At 68.6% G+C, this 16,154-nt stretch carries 17 protein-coding genes and 1 pseudogene; 13 read left to right on the plus strand and 5 right to left on the minus strand.

What is annotated here, in order from left to right; all coding sequences use genetic code 11:
• Window positions 1-430 precede the first annotated feature (430 nt).
• The 5 genes from QQK26_RS01485 to QQK26_RS01505 all read left to right on the plus strand — a co-directional run bounded on the left by QQK26_RS01485 (window position 431) and on the right by QQK26_RS01505 (window position 3,230).
• Window positions 431-1,336, plus strand: a complete 906-nt coding sequence (locus tag QQK26_RS01485; protein WP_284229310.1) for a hypothetical protein — start codon at window positions 431-433, stop codon at window positions 1,334-1,336.
• 178 nt (window positions 1,337-1,514) lie between these two features.
• On the plus strand, window positions 1,515-2,066 hold the full coding sequence (locus QQK26_RS01490; protein ID WP_284229312.1) for a hypothetical protein: 552 nt from the start codon (window positions 1,515-1,517) through the stop codon (window positions 2,064-2,066).
• Complete coding sequence (locus tag QQK26_RS01495) at window positions 2,063-2,488, plus strand: hypothetical protein (RefSeq protein ID WP_284229318.1); 426 nt, start codon at window positions 2,063-2,065, stop codon at window positions 2,486-2,488. Before QQK26_RS01490 ends, QQK26_RS01495 begins: the two co-directional genes overlap by 4 nt.
• Window positions 2,488-3,057 carry a hypothetical protein gene (locus QQK26_RS01500; protein WP_284229320.1) on the plus strand — a complete coding sequence of 190 codons (570 nt, stop codon included), beginning with the start codon at window positions 2,488-2,490 and terminating at the stop codon, window positions 3,055-3,057. The genes QQK26_RS01495 and QQK26_RS01500 overlap by 1 nt, the downstream gene beginning before the upstream one ends.
• A complete protein-coding gene (locus QQK26_RS01505; protein ID WP_284229322.1) occupies window positions 3,057-3,230 on the plus strand; it encodes a hypothetical protein in 174 nt (57 codons plus the stop codon). The genes QQK26_RS01500 and QQK26_RS01505 overlap by 1 nt, the downstream gene beginning before the upstream one ends.
• 629 nt (window positions 3,231-3,859) lie before the next feature.
• On the opposite strand, the gene QQK26_RS01510 is transcribed toward QQK26_RS01505, so the two are convergent.
• Window positions 3,860-4,234, minus strand: coding sequence for a hypothetical protein (locus tag QQK26_RS01510; RefSeq protein ID WP_284229324.1), 375 nt, complete (start codon window positions 4,232-4,234; stop codon window positions 3,860-3,862).
• Window positions 4,235-4,349: 115 nt separating this feature from the next.
• On the opposite strand from QQK26_RS01510, the gene QQK26_RS01515 reads away from it, so the two are divergent.
• A protein-coding gene (locus tag QQK26_RS01515; RefSeq protein WP_284229327.1) for an IS3 family transposase occupies window positions 4,350-5,539 on the plus strand; the annotation gives its coding sequence in 2 pieces (ribosomal slippage) (window positions 4,350-4,628 and window positions 4,631-5,539; 1,188 coding nt in all).
• Window positions 5,540-6,399: 860 nt separating this feature from the next.
• Here QQK26_RS01515 and QQK26_RS01520 read toward each other — a convergent pair.
• The 3 genes from QQK26_RS01520 to QQK26_RS01530 all read right to left on the minus strand — a co-directional run bounded on the left by QQK26_RS01520 (window position 6,400) and on the right by QQK26_RS01530 (window position 7,745).
• The gene (locus tag QQK26_RS01520; protein WP_284229329.1) at window positions 6,400-6,873 is read right to left on the minus strand and encodes a hypothetical protein; all 474 of its coding nucleotides are present in this window, start codon (window positions 6,871-6,873) and stop codon (window positions 6,400-6,402) included.
• Window positions 6,863-7,132 (minus strand): hypothetical protein, encoded by a 270-nt coding sequence (locus QQK26_RS01525; protein ID WP_284229331.1) that lies wholly within the window; start codon window positions 7,130-7,132, stop codon window positions 6,863-6,865. The genes QQK26_RS01520 and QQK26_RS01525 overlap by 11 nt, the downstream gene beginning before the upstream one ends.
• A 115-nt stretch (window positions 7,133-7,247) precedes the next feature.
• Window positions 7,248-7,745, minus strand: a complete 498-nt coding sequence (locus QQK26_RS01530; protein ID WP_284229333.1) for a GNAT family N-acetyltransferase — start codon at window positions 7,743-7,745, stop codon at window positions 7,248-7,250.
• A gap of 39 nt (window positions 7,746-7,784) precedes the next feature.
• Between QQK26_RS01530 and dapB the strand changes: the two genes are divergently transcribed.
• Both dapB and QQK26_RS01540 read left to right on the plus strand, forming a co-directional pair.
• Window positions 7,785-8,513, plus strand: coding sequence for a 4-hydroxy-tetrahydrodipicolinate reductase (gene dapB / locus QQK26_RS01535; protein WP_284229335.1), 729 nt, complete (start codon window positions 7,785-7,787; stop codon window positions 8,511-8,513).
• Between the two features lie 13 nt (window positions 8,514-8,526).
• A complete protein-coding gene (locus QQK26_RS01540; RefSeq protein ID WP_284229337.1) occupies window positions 8,527-8,979 on the plus strand; it encodes a hypothetical protein in 453 nt (150 codons plus the stop codon).
• Between the two features lie 178 nt (window positions 8,980-9,157).
• Here QQK26_RS01540 and QQK26_RS01545 read toward each other — a convergent pair whose 3' ends face one another.
• A complete protein-coding gene (locus QQK26_RS01545) occupies window positions 9,158-10,090 on the minus strand; it encodes a TIGR01777 family oxidoreductase (protein WP_284229339.1) in 933 nt (310 codons plus the stop codon).
• A 720-nt stretch (window positions 10,091-10,810) separates the two neighbouring features.
• On the opposite strand from QQK26_RS01545, the gene thyX reads away from it, so the two are divergent.
• The 5 genes and pseudogenes from thyX to QQK26_RS01570 all read left to right on the plus strand — a co-directional run bounded on the left by thyX (window position 10,811) and on the right by QQK26_RS01570 (window position 16,139).
• Window positions 10,811-11,530 carry an FAD-dependent thymidylate synthase gene (gene thyX, locus QQK26_RS01550; protein ID WP_284234395.1) on the plus strand — a complete coding sequence of 240 codons (720 nt, stop codon included), beginning with the start codon at window positions 10,811-10,813 and terminating at the stop codon, window positions 11,528-11,530.
• 106 nt (window positions 11,531-11,636) lie between these two features.
• The gene (dapA, locus tag QQK26_RS01555; protein WP_284229341.1) at window positions 11,637-12,614 is read left to right on the plus strand and encodes a 4-hydroxy-tetrahydrodipicolinate synthase; all 978 of its coding nucleotides are present in this window, start codon (window positions 11,637-11,639) and stop codon (window positions 12,612-12,614) included.
• A gap of 83 nt (window positions 12,615-12,697) precedes the next feature.
• Window positions 12,698-14,373, plus strand: a pseudogene (locus QQK26_RS01560) (ribonuclease J).
• A 138-nt stretch (window positions 14,374-14,511) separates the two neighbouring features.
• Window positions 14,512-15,444: an efflux RND transporter periplasmic adaptor subunit gene (locus QQK26_RS01565; protein WP_284229343.1), complete on the plus strand. Its 933-nt coding sequence runs from the start codon at window positions 14,512-14,514 to the stop codon at window positions 15,442-15,444.
• Window positions 15,441-16,139: an ABC transporter ATP-binding protein gene (locus QQK26_RS01570; RefSeq protein WP_284229345.1), complete on the plus strand. Its 699-nt coding sequence runs from the start codon at window positions 15,441-15,443 to the stop codon at window positions 16,137-16,139. The genes QQK26_RS01565 and QQK26_RS01570 overlap by 4 nt, the downstream gene beginning before the upstream one ends.
• Window positions 16,140-16,154 lie beyond the last annotated feature (15 nt).

Consider the following 16,154-nt stretch of genomic DNA (forward strand, 5'->3'; position numbering starts at 1 on the left):
GCGTCATCGTGAGCAGACAAGTAGGGCAGTTAGGCACTCCGAAATCTTGTTACTCACAGGAGTTGTCCACAGGGCAAAAGAAGAATTTGAGTACCAAGGCGAGCGCCGCGATTTCGAGAAATGAAGGCCGGTTGCGGCGCTCGCCGCAGTGTGCGACTATTTATCCAGCACCGCCCTGAACCACCGCAAGTCCACCAGAGAATAATTCACTGGGCGACCCACGGAGACCCAGGGGAAGGGCGGTGCACAGGTTGATCCATCGTCCGGATCGAAGGCCCCCGCTGAAGCCCCTATCCAAGGCTTCTCCAAACCGGGGGCCTTCCCCTTTTCTGTACTCGTGTATGGTGACCCGAAAGGCTAGCCCGAGTACGGGTTTCCGCACAGACGCGGAGGGCTGCGGGGACGCAGGGTCACAACGTACGGACGATGTATGAAATCTCCATCTCGTCGGGCCACCGCACCCCGACCACGCCAGCCCTTCCCGGCCCCCCGTTTCTACTCGAAGAGCGAGCGGGAGCGCGGCTGGGACTACTCGTCAGATGTCAACCAGTGGCTCGCGACCGAGGGTCGCCGGTTCGACCTGGCGGAGTACAGGGCCGACCGCGCTCTGACCCGAGAGGCCGTGGAAGCTCATCTGACGGCCCTGGCGTTCACGGAGGGTGGTCGATACGTCCTCGACGCCCAGGACGGCTCTACGGGCCGCAAGAGCGGTATTGCGTTCGACAGGCTCCACGACATCATCGCGGATGTTGCCCGCTACATCGTGAGCACCAGCGATCCCAGGGCATTTCTCGAAATGTGCAGCCGTGGCGGGCGCGCCCCACGCTCGACCACCATGCACTGGAGCGCGCTGGACCCGCTCGAAGGCCTCTCGATCCCCGAGCAGGCGGAGAGGCTGGGGTGCTCGATTCGACAGGTCAGCAACCTTCGGGCGGCTCGGCGCAAGGCCATTGCCGCCGCCAGGCAGCGCCAGGTGCGCTTTGATCATCTGCTCTCCCCCGAGCCCGGAGCCCTGCAACGGAGTACGCAAGGCCCACCCCTGCACGGGAGTACGCGGAATGCCCCTGCACTGGAGTCCTCCTTCCCAGGAGGAGAGAGGGAGCACAGCCCTGAGCCCGCCAGGGAGCTATCCAACACAGCAGTAGATCATCTACTCACTCACGAAGATGAAGTTGAAGCACACAGCGCAGTCGATCACGTGCTCACTCACGAAGAAACTAAAGCTGAAGTAGCCCCCACCATCACAAGCTCACAGCCCTTCGCGATTGAGGACCATCTGGCGAAGGCTCGTGAGGCTGCATGGCTGGCGATGGCGGAAGAATTGGCAAACACATGAATCGCTCGTCAGCTACTCGCGTGCTAACCAGTAGAGCTATTTCGAGAAACGAGTTAGGTCACAGAATGGTCACGGTATTCGCTAGGTGCGACCTTGCGGAACATTCGGGCTCGTCGCGGTCGATATTACAAGAGAAGGGGCAATCGCTCCGCCACAGGTTTAGCGACTGGAGAGGGATATGGCACGGTCCTGCATCGTCTGCACGCACCCGGAGCGTGTAGCCGTCGATGCGGCCCTAGTAGCAGGGGAAACGCAGGCAGCCGTCGCCTCCACGTACTCGCTCCCGCCCTCTTCCGTCAGCCGTCATTTCAGGGGCCACCTTGACACCGCACTCGTCGGCTTCAGCGGGAATGAGGCCGGGGAGGGGCTCTCGCTCATCGATCGTCTCGTGCGGTCGCTTGGAGACCTAGAAGCCGTCAGGCGGCAGGCGCTGACCAGCGGCAACAGCGGGCACGTCATCCGGGCTGCCGCGGCCTCCAACGCCCTCATCCAGACGCTCCTAGATCGACTGGGCGTCGATGACCTCAGCGTGGCCACGGACCTGCGTACGGCCCACTTCCTGGCACTCAGCGTGGGTGCCGCCACCCGAGTGAACCCGGAGACGGGGCGGCTCATCGCTGCACGCCTCCGGGACCACGGACTCCACGACGATGCAGCCGCGCTCGATGCCGTAGCGGCTAAGGCCGAGCAGCAGCAATTCGAGAATCGACAGAACGGGATCGAGAAATGACCGACACCACCACCCCCGCGGCTAGCAAGTACGCGGGCCTCCGCATTCACTTCAAGCGCGCCATCACCGTGAACCTGGGGACCACGCTGGCGTCCGGCTCGGAAGTATTCCAGCGAGGCAACGAACTGACCCTGACCGCCGACATCATCGCTGCCAGCCGGGACCGTAATGGCGATTCTTGGATCATCCGAGAACTCGACAAGGGAGCCCAGTCGAGCACCATCGGGACCGGTCCGTGGCCGGAGGATGTACTGCCCTGGCGTGTCGGCAGCGCGGATTGGGCAGACGCCCGAGAAAAGGCGCGAATCGAAGCACACAAGCACCCGACCGAGGCTGAGGTGGCGGAGGCACTGGCGGCTGTGCGACGCCGCTTCGGCCCCTCCGCTCCTACCAGCCGCACGCTGCGCACGGAGGCCAGCTAATGCCCATCACACCTGCACGCGCTGCGTTCGATTTCCGCGAGCTGATCGTCCTCCTCCTCCGTGCAGAGGGGGTCACGGCCCCGGATGGTGGGGACATCACCGCTCGCGCCCTCCCAAAGTCCCGCCTCGGGGAGCGGTTCTCCGACCCCGAGGATGAGGACCGGTCGGACATCCAGGGCCTCGATATCTGGCACCTGACGACGAACCTCTCTTCGAATGAATCCCGGGACATGAGCGGTGCGCTGGACCGTGCGGGCATCGCCGCTGAGCGGGATGGCAAGCGCTATCACGCCAACATCTGGCACCGCAGGGGCCGACCCGCCGCGGAGTCCTACGCAGTGATGCCCCTTCGGGTGTTGGCAGAACTCATCCGGGAGACCGAGGCGGCTGCATCCCTCGCAGCGGAGGCGTACGCCGAAGCACAGACGGCTCGCGACAACGAATCCCTGGAGAACGCCAAGGCCGCAATGGCGGCTGAGAAGGAGCGGGAGCGCAACATCGGCTTGGCTGCGTTCGCCCACCTGATGAAGCACGGCACCCTGCCTCCCACCGGACAGGAGGCGTCCTGATGGCCACCGTCGTCTGGCAGGGGATCGTGGTGAGCACAACGCCGGGTGTCGAGGGCGTCGAGGTGTACGGGGTAGGCGGTCGTCGCTTCGATTTCCCGCCCGCGGTGCAGGAAGCCATCCGCAGGGCGGCATTTCCAGAAAAGGAGACGACCAATGCCGATGAAGATGCTTAGCGAGGCCCGACAGGTGCATTTGCACGGTTGGAACTTGCGAATCGAGCGGGCCGACGAACCCGAGGACGTGCACGTGACCATGGCAAACGGGACCACGCTTCATCTTCCACGGGAGACCCGCCGAGCACTCTTCAGGCGGACGTTCGCTCCCCAGTAAGCCCCGCGGAGGCCCAGGGCTCGGCATGCCCCTCTCCTCCTCCGCGGCACGTGCGCTAGCTATATTCCTGGCAGCGACCGCACACCGAGGCCCCGGTGCCTGCTCTCTCTCCTCAAGTTGGAGGGCACCGGGGCCTCTTTCATTTCTCGAAACGCCGCTCTCAAAACCCATGATCCAAGTGAAGAGCACCAGGGCCTCGAACGGCGAAGATTCGCCATCCGAGGCCCTAGCCAGCGAGTAGGTCGTCTAGTTGCTGCTGCCGTAGTTCTTCGCTTTTGCGGGTCCCCGTCGACGACGGACATTAACTAGGAGGAAGCAGAGGAGCGCCGCGATCGCGCCCGCCCCGAACCACAGCCACGAGTTCGGTTGCCCGGCAAGAGCCCCGACCAAGGAGCCAACCAGCCCGGCAACGAGCATCAGCATCGGCAGGATTCGCCGTGCCCGGTTACGGTGGGACGGAGTGGAGCTCATATCACTGAATCTTAGTGAAGCGGAGCGCACACTGGTCGTTCGTGCACTGTGCGGTCGGTGTGATCTGCGGCCCGACGAAGTTCTTCGAGTAGGCGATGTGGTTGATCTCGAACTCCTGGTCGAAGCCGCAAACGGGTCCCGCGGTGGCCACGCAAAGCTTGATCAGCGCGTCGCTACGGAAGGTTGATCGCCCGGTGGACTCCGCGACCTTGTTGGTCTGAGCGTTGTCGAAGCGGTAGCCAGCAGTCGTCCCGAGGGGAGATGCGCTCCACGTCATCGAGCCGGTGGATGATGTGGTGGTGGAGCCGTCGACGCAAATGTTCTGCGAAACCGTGATCGTTCCGATGACCGCGGTGATGACGTCGGACTCGTGCACGTCCCACTTGTGCTGAACCGGGTTACACACCTCAGCGGCCTGCGCGGGACTGCCCCGACTTTGGTTGACATCTGAGTTCTGAGGCCCGTGGGTCTCTGATGGAAGGATGTTCCCTGTGCCGAAGCCGTATCCGAAAGAGTTCCGTGACGATGTCGTGGCCGTCGCCCGACGCGGGCAAGCGCCGCTGGTCCAGATCGCGAAGGACTTCGGGATCTCCGAAGGCTCGTTGACGAACTGGATCAAGCGCGCCGACATCGAAGACGGCGTTCGTGCCGGTGCGAGCGACGCCGACCGTGCCGAACTGCGTGAAGCGAGGAAGCGGATCCGTTTGCTCGAGCAGGAGAACGAGGTGCTGCGGCGGGCGGCGGCGTATCTGTCGCAGGCGAACCTGCCGGGAAAATAGTCTTCCCGCTCGTTCGAGAGATGGCCGAGCCCGGCGCCCGCGTGCGGGTGCCGGTCGCGGTGGCGTTGCGGGTCCTCGGCCTCTCGAGGCAGGGGTATTACCAGTGGTTGGCGGAGCCGGTGTCCCAGCGGGACTGGGACGACGCGCATGTCATCGACGCGCTGCGCGTCGAGCACGACAAGGACGCGACGCTCGGGTACCGGTTCCTGACCGACGAGCTCGCCAGTGAGCACGACCTGGTCGTGGGCGAGAACCGGGTGGCGCGACTGTGTCGTATCGCGGGCATCCAGGCCTCACACCACCCCAAGCGCAGCAAGCCCGGCAGCGCCGGGCCCGCCCCGCACGACGATCTCCTCGCGATCGTCGACGAGCACGGCGTCGTCCGGCACCCGTTCGTCGCGGCCGGGCCGAACACGATCTGGTTGTGGGACATCTCCGAGCACCCGACCCGGGAGGGCAAGGTCTACATCTGCGCGATCAAGGACCTCTGGTCGAACAAGATCGTCGGCTACTCCATCGGCGACCGCATGCGCGGCGAACTCGTCCGCGCAGCCCTGCGCAACGCAATCGCGTTGCGCTCCCCGGTCGGCACGATCTGCCACTCCGACCGAGGCGGCCAATTTCGTGCCAAGAAGACCCAAGAGCTCCTGCAACGTCACGGGCTCGTCGGGTCGATGGGCCGCTCCTACGGCGCTGGCGACAACGCGAGCATGGAGAGCTTCTTCGCGCTGCTGCAGAAGAACGTCCTCAACACGCGCCGGTGGGAAACCCGGCAGGACTTGCGCCTGGCGATGGTGTCCTGGATCGAGACGAAGTACAACCGGCGCCGCCGCCAACGCGGCCTCGGGAAACTCACCCCGGTCGAGTTTGAGATGATCTACGAGACCGCACACGCGGCCTGACTGCTACAACCCCCGACTGTCAACCAAACTCGGGGCAGTCCCTTAGCGTGGGTCACGAAGGCCTCCGTGGATGGTGATGTGTGTCGTAACTCACATCGTCCCGGAGGCCTTCGCTAACGCCCCCAACGTTCACAACCTCCCAAGGAAGTACAGCTAGACGGCCCGAGCCCGTGGGGAGTGACTGAACTGCGAACAGTCTTGCTGGCCGAATACGCCCTCCTCCAGCATCGGCGACTGCTCGCGTTGGAGCGTTCCCTGGCGTCGATGCGTGCAGGGGAACGTGGCCTGCGCATCAAGTACCGCCAGGCCATCCGGCTCTTTTCGGAACTGCGGCAAGGCGAGGCCAGGACTGGTGAAGCGAGGGAGTCCGCCAGTCATCTGCTGCGGGAGTTCAGGGCGGAAGAAACGCGGCGCACTATCGAATCTGCTCTCAACCTCTCCTCCGCCGCGCATAGCACCAGGTCGGCGGCGAAAGCCACTAGGCGCTCATGGTGGCTAGCGGTGGTCGCGACGGCTGTCGCCGTGCTGGTGAGCTTGGCTCCTCTTCAAGATTTGGTCAGCTACGGGCGAAGCGCCCGGGACGAACTTCCGAAGTGGATCGGTGCCGCTCTCGACCTACTGGCCGAACAGCCGCTGATTGCTGCTCTTCAAGTCGTTGCGAGCATTCTGGCGCTGTCCCTTGCTCTCTGGTTTGTGACTTGGCTCGGGCGTAGCGGTCCCAGGGCGCTCCCGTCACTGACGCGTGGCTTCTCGTGGCCCGTTCATATCCGAGTGAGCGAGGCCTCCAGAGAGGAGGCAGAGGAACTGCGTCGAGCATCGAACTCGATGCATTCTTCGACCGACGAGGAGTCCCCTCAACCCTAAAGGCCGGTCCAGGGCTCCTGCGGGCCTAACTGGCTCTCCCTGATCTTCTCGGGGCTCCACCCCAAGTAGTGCTCAGCGACAAGTGCAGCAAGCTCGCTGTAGACCGCGTGCGCCCACTCGATTCCATCCGGCAGGGCGTAGTAGGCCAGCACCTCAGGAGGCACAAGCACCTTGCCGCCGTGGATCGTCTTGTTTCGCAGCAGCCGCAGGGGATCGCGGTTCGGGTGCTCCCACGCCTCTGAGAGGGCCGTGGAGGGGTACTCCTCGCGTAGCTCGTGCCACGTCGCCAAGGCCGCGTAGACCATGGTCAGCCAATAGCGCAGAGCTTGGTACTCCTCGCCGGGATGCTCCTCCCGGCGCTGAGCCGCCCGCATCCATATCTCTTCGGCGTAGTGGGCCAGATTCACACCAGTGACGATGGCCCCAATGCCCTGGTCGGCAGGCTCAACCGGGGATGGCTCAGTGGGCACGGTGCGGTGCGCGCTCTAGCTGATCCGCTGCCCAGCGCAGGGCGTCCGCAACATCCGTGTGCTCGTGCTCGCCTACAAGATTGAGGTGGACGGGCGTGGGATCGAATGGCGCGTCTTCCTCGGGGCCGCCCCAGATGTGCGAGTTGCCAGGCTCGATAGTCACTCGGGTCTGCCCGGAATTGCCGTTCAGCGGCTCGATGTAGTGGACATGGACGGTGAAGGGGCTGATGCCGTTGAAATCTTTACTCGTGATGCTCATACCCTGATCTTGGCTCAACGGTAGTGCTGCCGAAAGCGCTCGGGGTGCTCCCGGAAATCGAGAATCGTCGCACCTGCTGACCGGGGGTTTGACGATCCGACAGCCCTCGCCGGGATCACGAGCTAGCGCGGCCTATAGGGCTCCGGTCGATGACCTTACGGAACCATCGGTTTGCGTTCGGGTTGTCGTTGTACGGCTCCACGCCCACGTACCCGGCCCCCGCGTAGAGCCCCGCGGCCGCCGCGAGCGAGGCGTTCGTGTCGAGCACCATCTCCTCGGCGCCGAGCTCGGCGGCGCGGCGCTCGAGCTCCAGCAGCAGCGCCTTGCCCAGACCGCGACCGCGCGTGCGCTCCTGCAGCCAGAGGTGCTTGACCTCGTAGCGCACGGCGCCGTCGGGGCCGGGGGCGATCCGCCGCACGCCACCGCAACCGACGGCATCCTCGTCGTCCTGGACGACGAGGAACACCCCGGCCGGCGGCTCGAAGGTCGCGCGCGCCGGGCGCACCGTCGTGTAGGTGCCGCTCGTGAAGCCGAGCTCGCGGCTGGTGAAGTACTCGGTGAGCAGCCGGGCGCTCAGCGGATGGTCGACGGGCAGGGCGCGGTAGGTCGGCATGCCATCAGATTACGAGCCGCCGCTCGCTAGGCTGGCACCATGACGACGACCGTGGCCCTCGCGGGCGCCTCAGGCCGCATGGGCCGCCTCGCAGCGTCCGTGATCGAGCGGATGGAGGGCGTCGAGGTCACCGCCCGCCTCGGCTCGGCGGATGGCCCGGAGGTCATGCTCGGCGCCGACCTGCTCCTCGACTTCACGCTGCCGCACGTGAGCCCCGCGCTCGTCGACTTCGCGCTGCACCACGGTCTCGACGTCGTGGTCGGCACGAGCGGGTGGTCCGCCGACCGCCTCGTGAGCCTCGAGCGCACGCTGTCCGGCGTGCCCGAGCGCGGCGCCATCGTCATCCCGAACTTCTCCGTCGGCTCGGTGCTCGCCACCGCATTCGCCGCGCAGGCGGCACGTTTCTTCGACTCCGCCGAGATCGTCGAGGCGCACCACGCGGGCAAGGTCGACTCGCCGTCCGGCACCGCGGTGCGCACGGCGGAGCTCATGGCCGCGGCCCGCGCCGAGCTGGGTCCGGTCTCCGCGCCGCACAGCGACCAGCGCGCCCGCGGTCAGCTCGTCGGTGGCATCCCGGTGCACAGCCAGCGCCTCACCGGGGTCATCGCCGAGCAGGAGGTCGTGCTCGGCGGCACCGGCGAGCTGCTGCGCATCGCGCACCAGACCATCTCGCCGTCGTCCTACGAGGCCGGTATCCGCCTCGCGATCGAACGCGCCCCCGAGGCGACCGGCCTCACGGTCGGGCTGGACCGCCTGCTCGGCATCTGATGCGCGGCGCAGCATGAACCGCTCCGTCCGGGGCACGATCGCCGGCGTCGTCGTCATGTCGGTGCTGCTCGCGCTCTACCTCGCCCTCGCGGGCTGGCGCGCGGTCGCACTGCTCGCGTCCGGCGAGGCGCTGGCGACCGTGTTCGGCGTCGCGCTGCTCGTGCTGCCGCTGATCGGGGCGTGGGGCCTCGTGGTCGAGCTGCGGTTCGGCCTGCGCAGCGCGCGGCTGAGCCGCATCCTCGCGGAGGAGGGCGGGCTGCCCGAGTTGCCGGCGCAGGCGCAGCCGAGCGGACGCGTCGATCGCCAGGCCGCCGACGCGGAGTTCCCGCGCTACGCCGCCGAGGCGGAGGCGGCGCCCGGCGACTGGCGCGCCTGGTTCCGGCTGGGGCTCGCCTACGACGCTTCCGGCGACCGCCGTCGCGCGCGCCGCGCGGTGCGCCAGGCGATCGCGATCGAGCACGGCTGATCGCGCGGCCTCCGCGCCCGCGCAGGAGGCGGGCGCCGCGGGTTCGGTCGCCGCGCAGTCGGTCGCCGCGAGTTCAGACGCCGCGCAGTCGGTCGCCGCGCGCTCGGACGCCGCGCGCTCGGACGCCGCGCGCTCGGACGCCGCGTGTTCAGGCGCCGCGTATTCAGGCGCCGCGCGCTCAGACGCCGTCGGCCACCAGCGCGTCGACCGCCGCCTCGGCGGTCTCGTGCCGGAAGACGAATCCGTCCTCGAGCAGTCGCTTCGGCAGCACCTTCTGACTCGACAGCAGCAGCTCGCGCGCATCCTGCAGGGCCAGGTCGATGATCGGCTCGGGCACCCGGAGCAGGTAGGGGCGGTGCAGGTCGCGCGCGAGGCGCTCGGTGATCCGGTCCGCGGTCGCGGGCGTGGGACCGACGAGGTTCACCGGTCCGCTGAGGTCGGAGCGCAGCAGCAGGTGCAGGATCGCCTCCACCTCGTCGTGCAGGCTGATCCAGGGCCAGTGCTGGCCGCCGGTGCCCAACCGGGTGGCGAGACCGAGCTTCGTGAGCGGGATGAGCGGGCCGACTGCGCCGCCCTCGGGTCCGAAGACGAGGCCCGTGCGGAACGTCACCGTGCGCGTCGTCTCCGGCGCGATCGCGGTCGCGCTCTCCCACGCCTCGACGACGTCCGCGAGGAATCCCTCGCCGCGCGGGGAGTTTTCGTCGAGGCGCTCCGCGGGACGATCGCCGTAGTAGCCGACGGCGGATGCGGAGAGGAACGTCTGCGGCGGGGTGCTCGCCATCGTCATCGCCTCGGCGAGCGTGCGGGTGGCCTGCACGCGCGACTCGAGCATCCGCTGCTTGCGCCCCGGCGTCCAGGGCAGCTGACCGAGCGGGGAGCCGGAGAGGTTGATCACGGCGTCGACGGTGTCGATGAGGCCGTGGTCGAGCATGCGCGCGCTCGGCGCCCAGTTGAACTCGTCCGGGCCCTGCGGGGTGCCCCGCACGAGCCGCAGCACGGTGTGCCCCTCCTCCTCGAGGCGCCGGCGCAGCGCCGTGCCGATGAAGCCGCTGGCACCCGAGATCAGGATGCGCTGGGCGGCGGGGGAGGGGCGCGTGGAGGGAGTGGTCACGTTCAAGCCGGCTTCGCGTCGTCGGTGCTTCGGAGGCCTTCACCCTAGGCCACGGCACGGCTCAGCCGCCGCAGGCCGACGGCGCGCCCGCCCCCCACCCCACCCGGCCCGCCTGCGAGGAATGCAGGCGTCGCGCAGTGCGGGTCCCGGGGACCCACGAGCCCGCCGCCGCGCATCCGCTCTCCTCCTGCGTTCCCAACAGGAGCGGCTCCAAACAGGAGCGGCTTGTGACAGGAGCGGCTCCTGACAGGAGCGGCTCCCGCCGAGGAGCGCTCGGGCCCGGCGACGGGCTCCGCATCCGAGACCGACCAGCGGATGCGAGGCACGCGAACGCGAGGAACGCAGGACCCTCGCCGCCCCTGTCCCCACGGTTCGGAGCGCCCACCACCTCGGCCACGCGAGTCACCTGCGTTCCCGACCACGAGCGGATGCGCCGGCGGAACTCACGTGCGACAGAGACGAGCGGATGCACGGCGCCGGGCGCGAGAAACGCAGGCGCACCTGCATCCCGCTGCAGTGACGGCCCCGCGCAACGCAGCACGACCCGCACGACTCCTGCGTTTCTCGCCGCGGGCCGCGCGGTGAGCACCGACCCCGAGCACCGGCCCCGAGCACCGGCCCCGAGCGCCGAGCCATGGCGCCACCCGGCGCGTGTCGGGCCGCGCGCCATGACGGATAAGCTCGTGAGCCGTGACCCACGAGATCGAGTTCCGCTCCCAGATGACCGTCGAGCTGGTGCGCTCCAGCGCGCAGGACTCGGACGTCATGTTCGCCGCCCGTGTCTCCACGATCGGCGAGCAGAGCCTCGAGCAGGACCAGGCCGTCATCGTCGATCCGGAGGCCGCCGAGAAGCAGGCCAAGCGCGACCGGGGCCTCATCAACTACCTCATGCGCGATCGTCACGGCTCGCCCTTCGAGCACAACTCGATGACCTTCTACGTGCAGGCGCCGATCTTCGTGTTCCGTGAGTTCATGCGCCACCGCATCGCCAGCTACAACGAGGAGTCGGGCCGCTACACCGAGCTGCGCCCCGTCTTCTACGTGCCCGCCGAGGACCGCAACCTGATCCAGCAGGGCAAGCCGGGGGCGTACGAGTTCCACCCCGGCACCCCGGAGCAGTCGGCGCTCGTCGCCGAGCAGACGAGGGCGGTCTCGACGGAGGCCTTCGCGGCGTACCAGCGGATGCTCGAGGCCGGCGTCGCGCGCGAGGTCGCGCGCATCGTGCTGCCGCTGAACATCTACTCGTCGATGTACGTGACCATGAACGCCCGCGCGCTCATGAACTTCCTCAGCCTGCGCACCAAGCACGAGGCCACCACGTTCCCGAGCTTCCCGCAGCGGGAGATCGAGATGGTGGCCGAGCAGATGGAGCGCGAGTGGGAGCGGCTCATGCCGATCACCGCGGCGGCCTTCACCGCGAACGGCCGCGTCGCGCCGTAGGCGCGCGCCGCCCCGCGTTCGGCTCCCGCGACGCTGATGGGCCCTGCGCGACCCGTCCGGCTGCCACGCCGCGCCGCCACCCGCGCTGCGCGGTAGGCTGGCCCGCGTGTCCAGCAACGCCAACCCCTTCGGCCAGGTCCTCGTCGCACTCGTGACCCCGTTCACCGCCGAGGGCGAGGTGGACTGGGCCGGCGTCGAGCGGCTCATCGACGACGTCATCGTGCAGGGCGCCGACGGCGTCGTCGTCACCGGCACCACGGGTGAGACGAGCACGCTGACGGATGCGGAGAAGATCCGCCTCGTCGAGGTCGCCGTGAAGGTCTCCGCGGGGCGCGCGAAGATCACCGCCGGTGGCGGGTCGAACGAGACCGCGCACGCCATCGAGTACGCGCGCAAGGCCGCCGCGGCCGGTGCCGACGCGAACATGGTCGTCACCCCGTACTACAACAAGCCGACCCAGGCGGGCATCCTCACCCACTTCCGCATGATCGCGGATGCGACCGATCTGCCGGTGGTGCTCTACGACATCCCCGGGCGTGCGGGCATCCCGATCAAGTACGAGACGATCATCCGCGCGGCCAAGCACCCGAACATCCGGGCGGTCAAGGACGCGAAGGGCGACTTCGCCGAGGTCAGCCGCGTGCTCAACCAGACGGACCTGCTCTACTTCTCGGGCGACGACACCAACGTGCTGCCGCACCTCTCGATCGGCGCGACGGGCCTCATCGGCGTCACCGCGAACGTGGCCGCCAAGCCGTACCGCATCATCGTCGACGCGGTGAACGCCGGCGACCTGCGCGCCGCCACCGCCGCGCACCAGGCCCTCGAGCCGCTCGTGCGGGCGGTGATGACGCACGTGCCCGGCACGGTCGCGGCCAAGTACATCCTCCACGGCCTGCACCGCATCGGCTCCCCGCGCGTGCGCCTGCCGCTGGTCGGCCCCGAGGAGGCCGAGGCCGCGCTCATCGAGGACGGCCTCGCGCTCGTGAAGGACATCCCCGGCCTCGACCTCTCCGACTTCCGCCCCGACCGCAACGCGGCCGCGGGCGGCGCGCTCCCGCGCATCGCCGGCACCACCCGCTGAGCGGGCGCCGCACCACAGGACTCACCACCGGGGGCTGACGGCCCCATGACCGCGCGTCGAACGCGCACGAACGATCGGATCCGATGCCCACCAACGTCTACGAACCGCGTCCCCTCGAACCCGGCACGCTCCGGGTGATCCCCATCGGCGGCCTCGGCGAGGTCGGCCGGAACATGACCGTCTACGAGATCGACGGCAAGCTGCTCATCGTCGACGTCGGCGTGCTCTTCCCCGAGGAGCATCAGCCCGGCGTCGACCTGATCCTGCCCGACTTCACCCCCATCAAGCACCGTCTGGGCGACGTCGTCGGCATCGTGCTCACGCACGGGCACGAGGATCACATCGGCGCCGTGCCGTACCTCCTCAAGCTGCGGCAGGACATCCCCCTGATCGGCTCCACGCTCACGCTCGCCCTCATCGAGGCGAAGCTCAAGGAGCACCGGATCAAGCCGTACACGCTCAACGTGAAGGAGGGGCAGGTCGAGCGGCTCGGCCCGTTCGAGCTCGAGTTCGTCGCGGTCAACCACTCCATCCCGGACGCGCTCGCGGTGCACATCGCCACCAGCGCGGGCACGGTGCTGCACACCGGCGACTTCAAGATGGACCAGCTGCCGCTCGACGACCGCATCACCGACCTGCGCGCCTTCGCGCGGCTCGGCGAGCGCGGCGTCGACCTGTTCCTGCCCGACTCCACGAACGCCGACGTGCCCGGCTTCACGCCGCTCGAGCGCGAGATCGGGCCCGTGCTCGAGAACGTGATCGCCAAGGCCCCGCGCAGGGTCATCGTGGCGAGCTTCTCGAGCCACGTGCACCGCGTGCAGCAGGTGCTCGACGCCGCGGTCGCGAACGGACGCCGTGTGGTGCTGCTGGGGCGCTCGATGGTGCGCAACATGGGCATCGCCGCCGACCTCGGCTACCTCAAGGTGCCCGAGGGGTGCTCGTCGACGCCAAGAAGGCCGGGGACATCCCCGACGAGCAGCTCATCTACATGTCCACCGGTTCGCAGGGCGAGCCGATGGCGGTGCTGAGCCGCATGGCGAACCTCGAGCACCAGATCGAGCTCGGCAGGGGCGACACGGTCATCCTCGCGAGCTCGCTGATCCCGGGCAACGAGAACGCCGTCTACCGCGTCATCGACGGGCTCACCAAGCTCGGCGCGAACGTCGTGCACAAGGGCAACGCCAAGGTGCACGTCTCCGGCCATGCGGCGGCGGGCGAGCTGCTCTACTGCTACAACATCCTGCGGCCGAGGAACGTGCTCCCCGTGCACGGCGAGCACCGCCACCTGTACGCCAACGCCAAGCTGGCCATGGCGTCGGGCATCCCCGAGGAGAACATCGTCCTCGGCCAGGACGGCACCGTGGTCGACCTCAGGGACGGCAAGGCGGAGGTGGTCGGACAGCTCGACATCGGCTACGTCTACGTCGACGGCTCGAGCGTGGGCGAGATCACGGATGCGGACCTCAAGGACCGCCGCATCCTCGCGGAGGAGGGCTTCATCTCGATCTTCGTGGCGATCGACGCGCAGACCGGCAAGGTCATCGTGGGCCCGGAGATCCAGGCCCGCGGCTTCGCCGAGGACGACGCGATCTTCGACGACATCAAGCCGAAGATCCTTTCCGCCCTGAAGGATGCCGCCGAGAACGGCACCCGCGACACGCACGCGTACAGCCAGGTCGTGCGCCGCACGGTGGGCCGCTGGGTGGGCACGAAGATCCGTCGCCGACCCATGATCGTGCCGGTGGTCATCGAGGCCTGAGCGCCTGTCGACCCGGGGAGGGGTCGGGGTCTTCCCCCATCCCTCCCCGGTTCCCTCGCACGGAGGATGCGGAGCTTCCCAGCGGATCCCTAGATTCGGGATCGGCGGGAGGCTCCCGTCGTCTCAAGGGGGTTCCTCATGCACGTCGCCCGCACCTGGGTGTTCCCGATCCTCAGGATCGTCATCGCGATCGTCATCGCCGTCGCGCTCGTCCAGCTCGCCTTCTTCTCGGGAGGGGCGGATGCGGAGGAGACCGCGACGCCGACCGGCTCGGTCGGTCAACCCGAGGTGCTCGTGGAGCGCGCGGACGTCGAGAACGGCGTGCGCTTCGACGCCGCGATCGCAGCCGACGAGGCCGTCCCCGTGCTGACGGCAGCGGACGCCACGGTGCGCACGGTCCCCGTCGCGATCGATCAGCGCGTCGCGGCCGGTCAGGTGCTCGCCACCGTCCGCAATGCGGCCGGCCGCACGGTCGAGATCACCGCGCCGGTGGCCGGCACGGTCGTGCAGCTCGAGGTGCTCGTCGACCAGTTCCTCTCCGTCGGGCAGGCGGTGGCCGCGGTCGCCCCGGACACCTTCCATGCGCGGGCCGTCATCGACGCCGCTCAGCAGTACCGGCTCGTCGATCGTCCGGACGTCGGCACGGTCACCGTCGCCGGCGGGCCGCAGCCGTTCGAGTGCACCGGGCTGCGGATCGACGCGACCGCCCCGAGCGCCGAGGCCGGCGGCACCGTGGAGACCATCGTCCGCTGCGCCATCCCCTCGGAGGTCGTCGTCTTCGCGGGCCTCTCCGCGGAGCTCGAGATCACCGCGGGCAGCGCCGAGGACGTGCTGGTCGTGCCGACCACGGCGGTCGAGGGCAGCGTCGGCGCCGGAACCGTGTACCTGCCGTCCGGCGGTGACGAGCCGGAAGACCGCGAGGTCGTGCTCGGCATCACCGACGGCGTCAACGTCGAGATCGTCGAGGGGCTCGAGGAGGGCGATTCGGTGCTCGCCTTCACGCCGACCGCGACGGCGAACGGAGCCGAGGGCCTCTGCTACCCCGACGCCGGCGGGATGGTCTGCCCGTGAGCCTGCTGCGCCTGGACGGCGTTACCCGCAGCGTGCACCTCGCCGACGGCTCGCTGCTCGAGATCCTGCGCGGTGTCGACCTCGCCGTCGACGCGGGCGAGCACGTCTCGATCGTCGGTCGCAGCGGTTCGGGCAAGACGACCCTGCTCAACCTGCTGGGCTTCCTCGACGAGCCGGCCTCGGGCAACCTGCTGTGGGAGGGCCGCCCGCTGCGCTCCCTGTCGACCCGCCAGCGGGATCGGCTGCGCGGCCGCGACATCGGGTTCGTCTTCCAGCAGTTCAACCTGCTTTCCGGGCGCAGCGCGCTCGACAACACGATCGTGCCGCTGCTCTACGCCGAGAGCGCCCTCTTCTGGCGGCGCCGCGTCCTGGCCACCGCGATGCTCGAGCGCGTGGGCCTGGGGGAGCGGCTCGGCAGCACTCCCGAGCAGCTCTCCGGCGGCGAGCAGCAGCGCGTCGCGATCGCACGAGCGCTCGTCCGCGGGCCGCGGCTGATCCTCGCGGACGAGCCGACGGGAGCGCTCGACGTCGAGACCGGTGCGCGCGTCATGCGGCTGCTCGACGACGTGGCGCGTGCCTCCGGCGCCGCCCTCATCACCATCACGCACGACCCGGCCATCGCGGCCCTCGCCGACCGCAGCTACCGGCTCGACGCGGGCTCGCTGGTGCTCGACGCAGCGGGGGTGGCCGCGTGAGGCGGCTGCGCGAGG

This window comes from Arenivirga flava, assembly GCF_030161575.1.
GTDB lineage: Bacteria > Actinomycetota > Actinomycetes > Actinomycetales > Microbacteriaceae > Arenivirga > Arenivirga flava.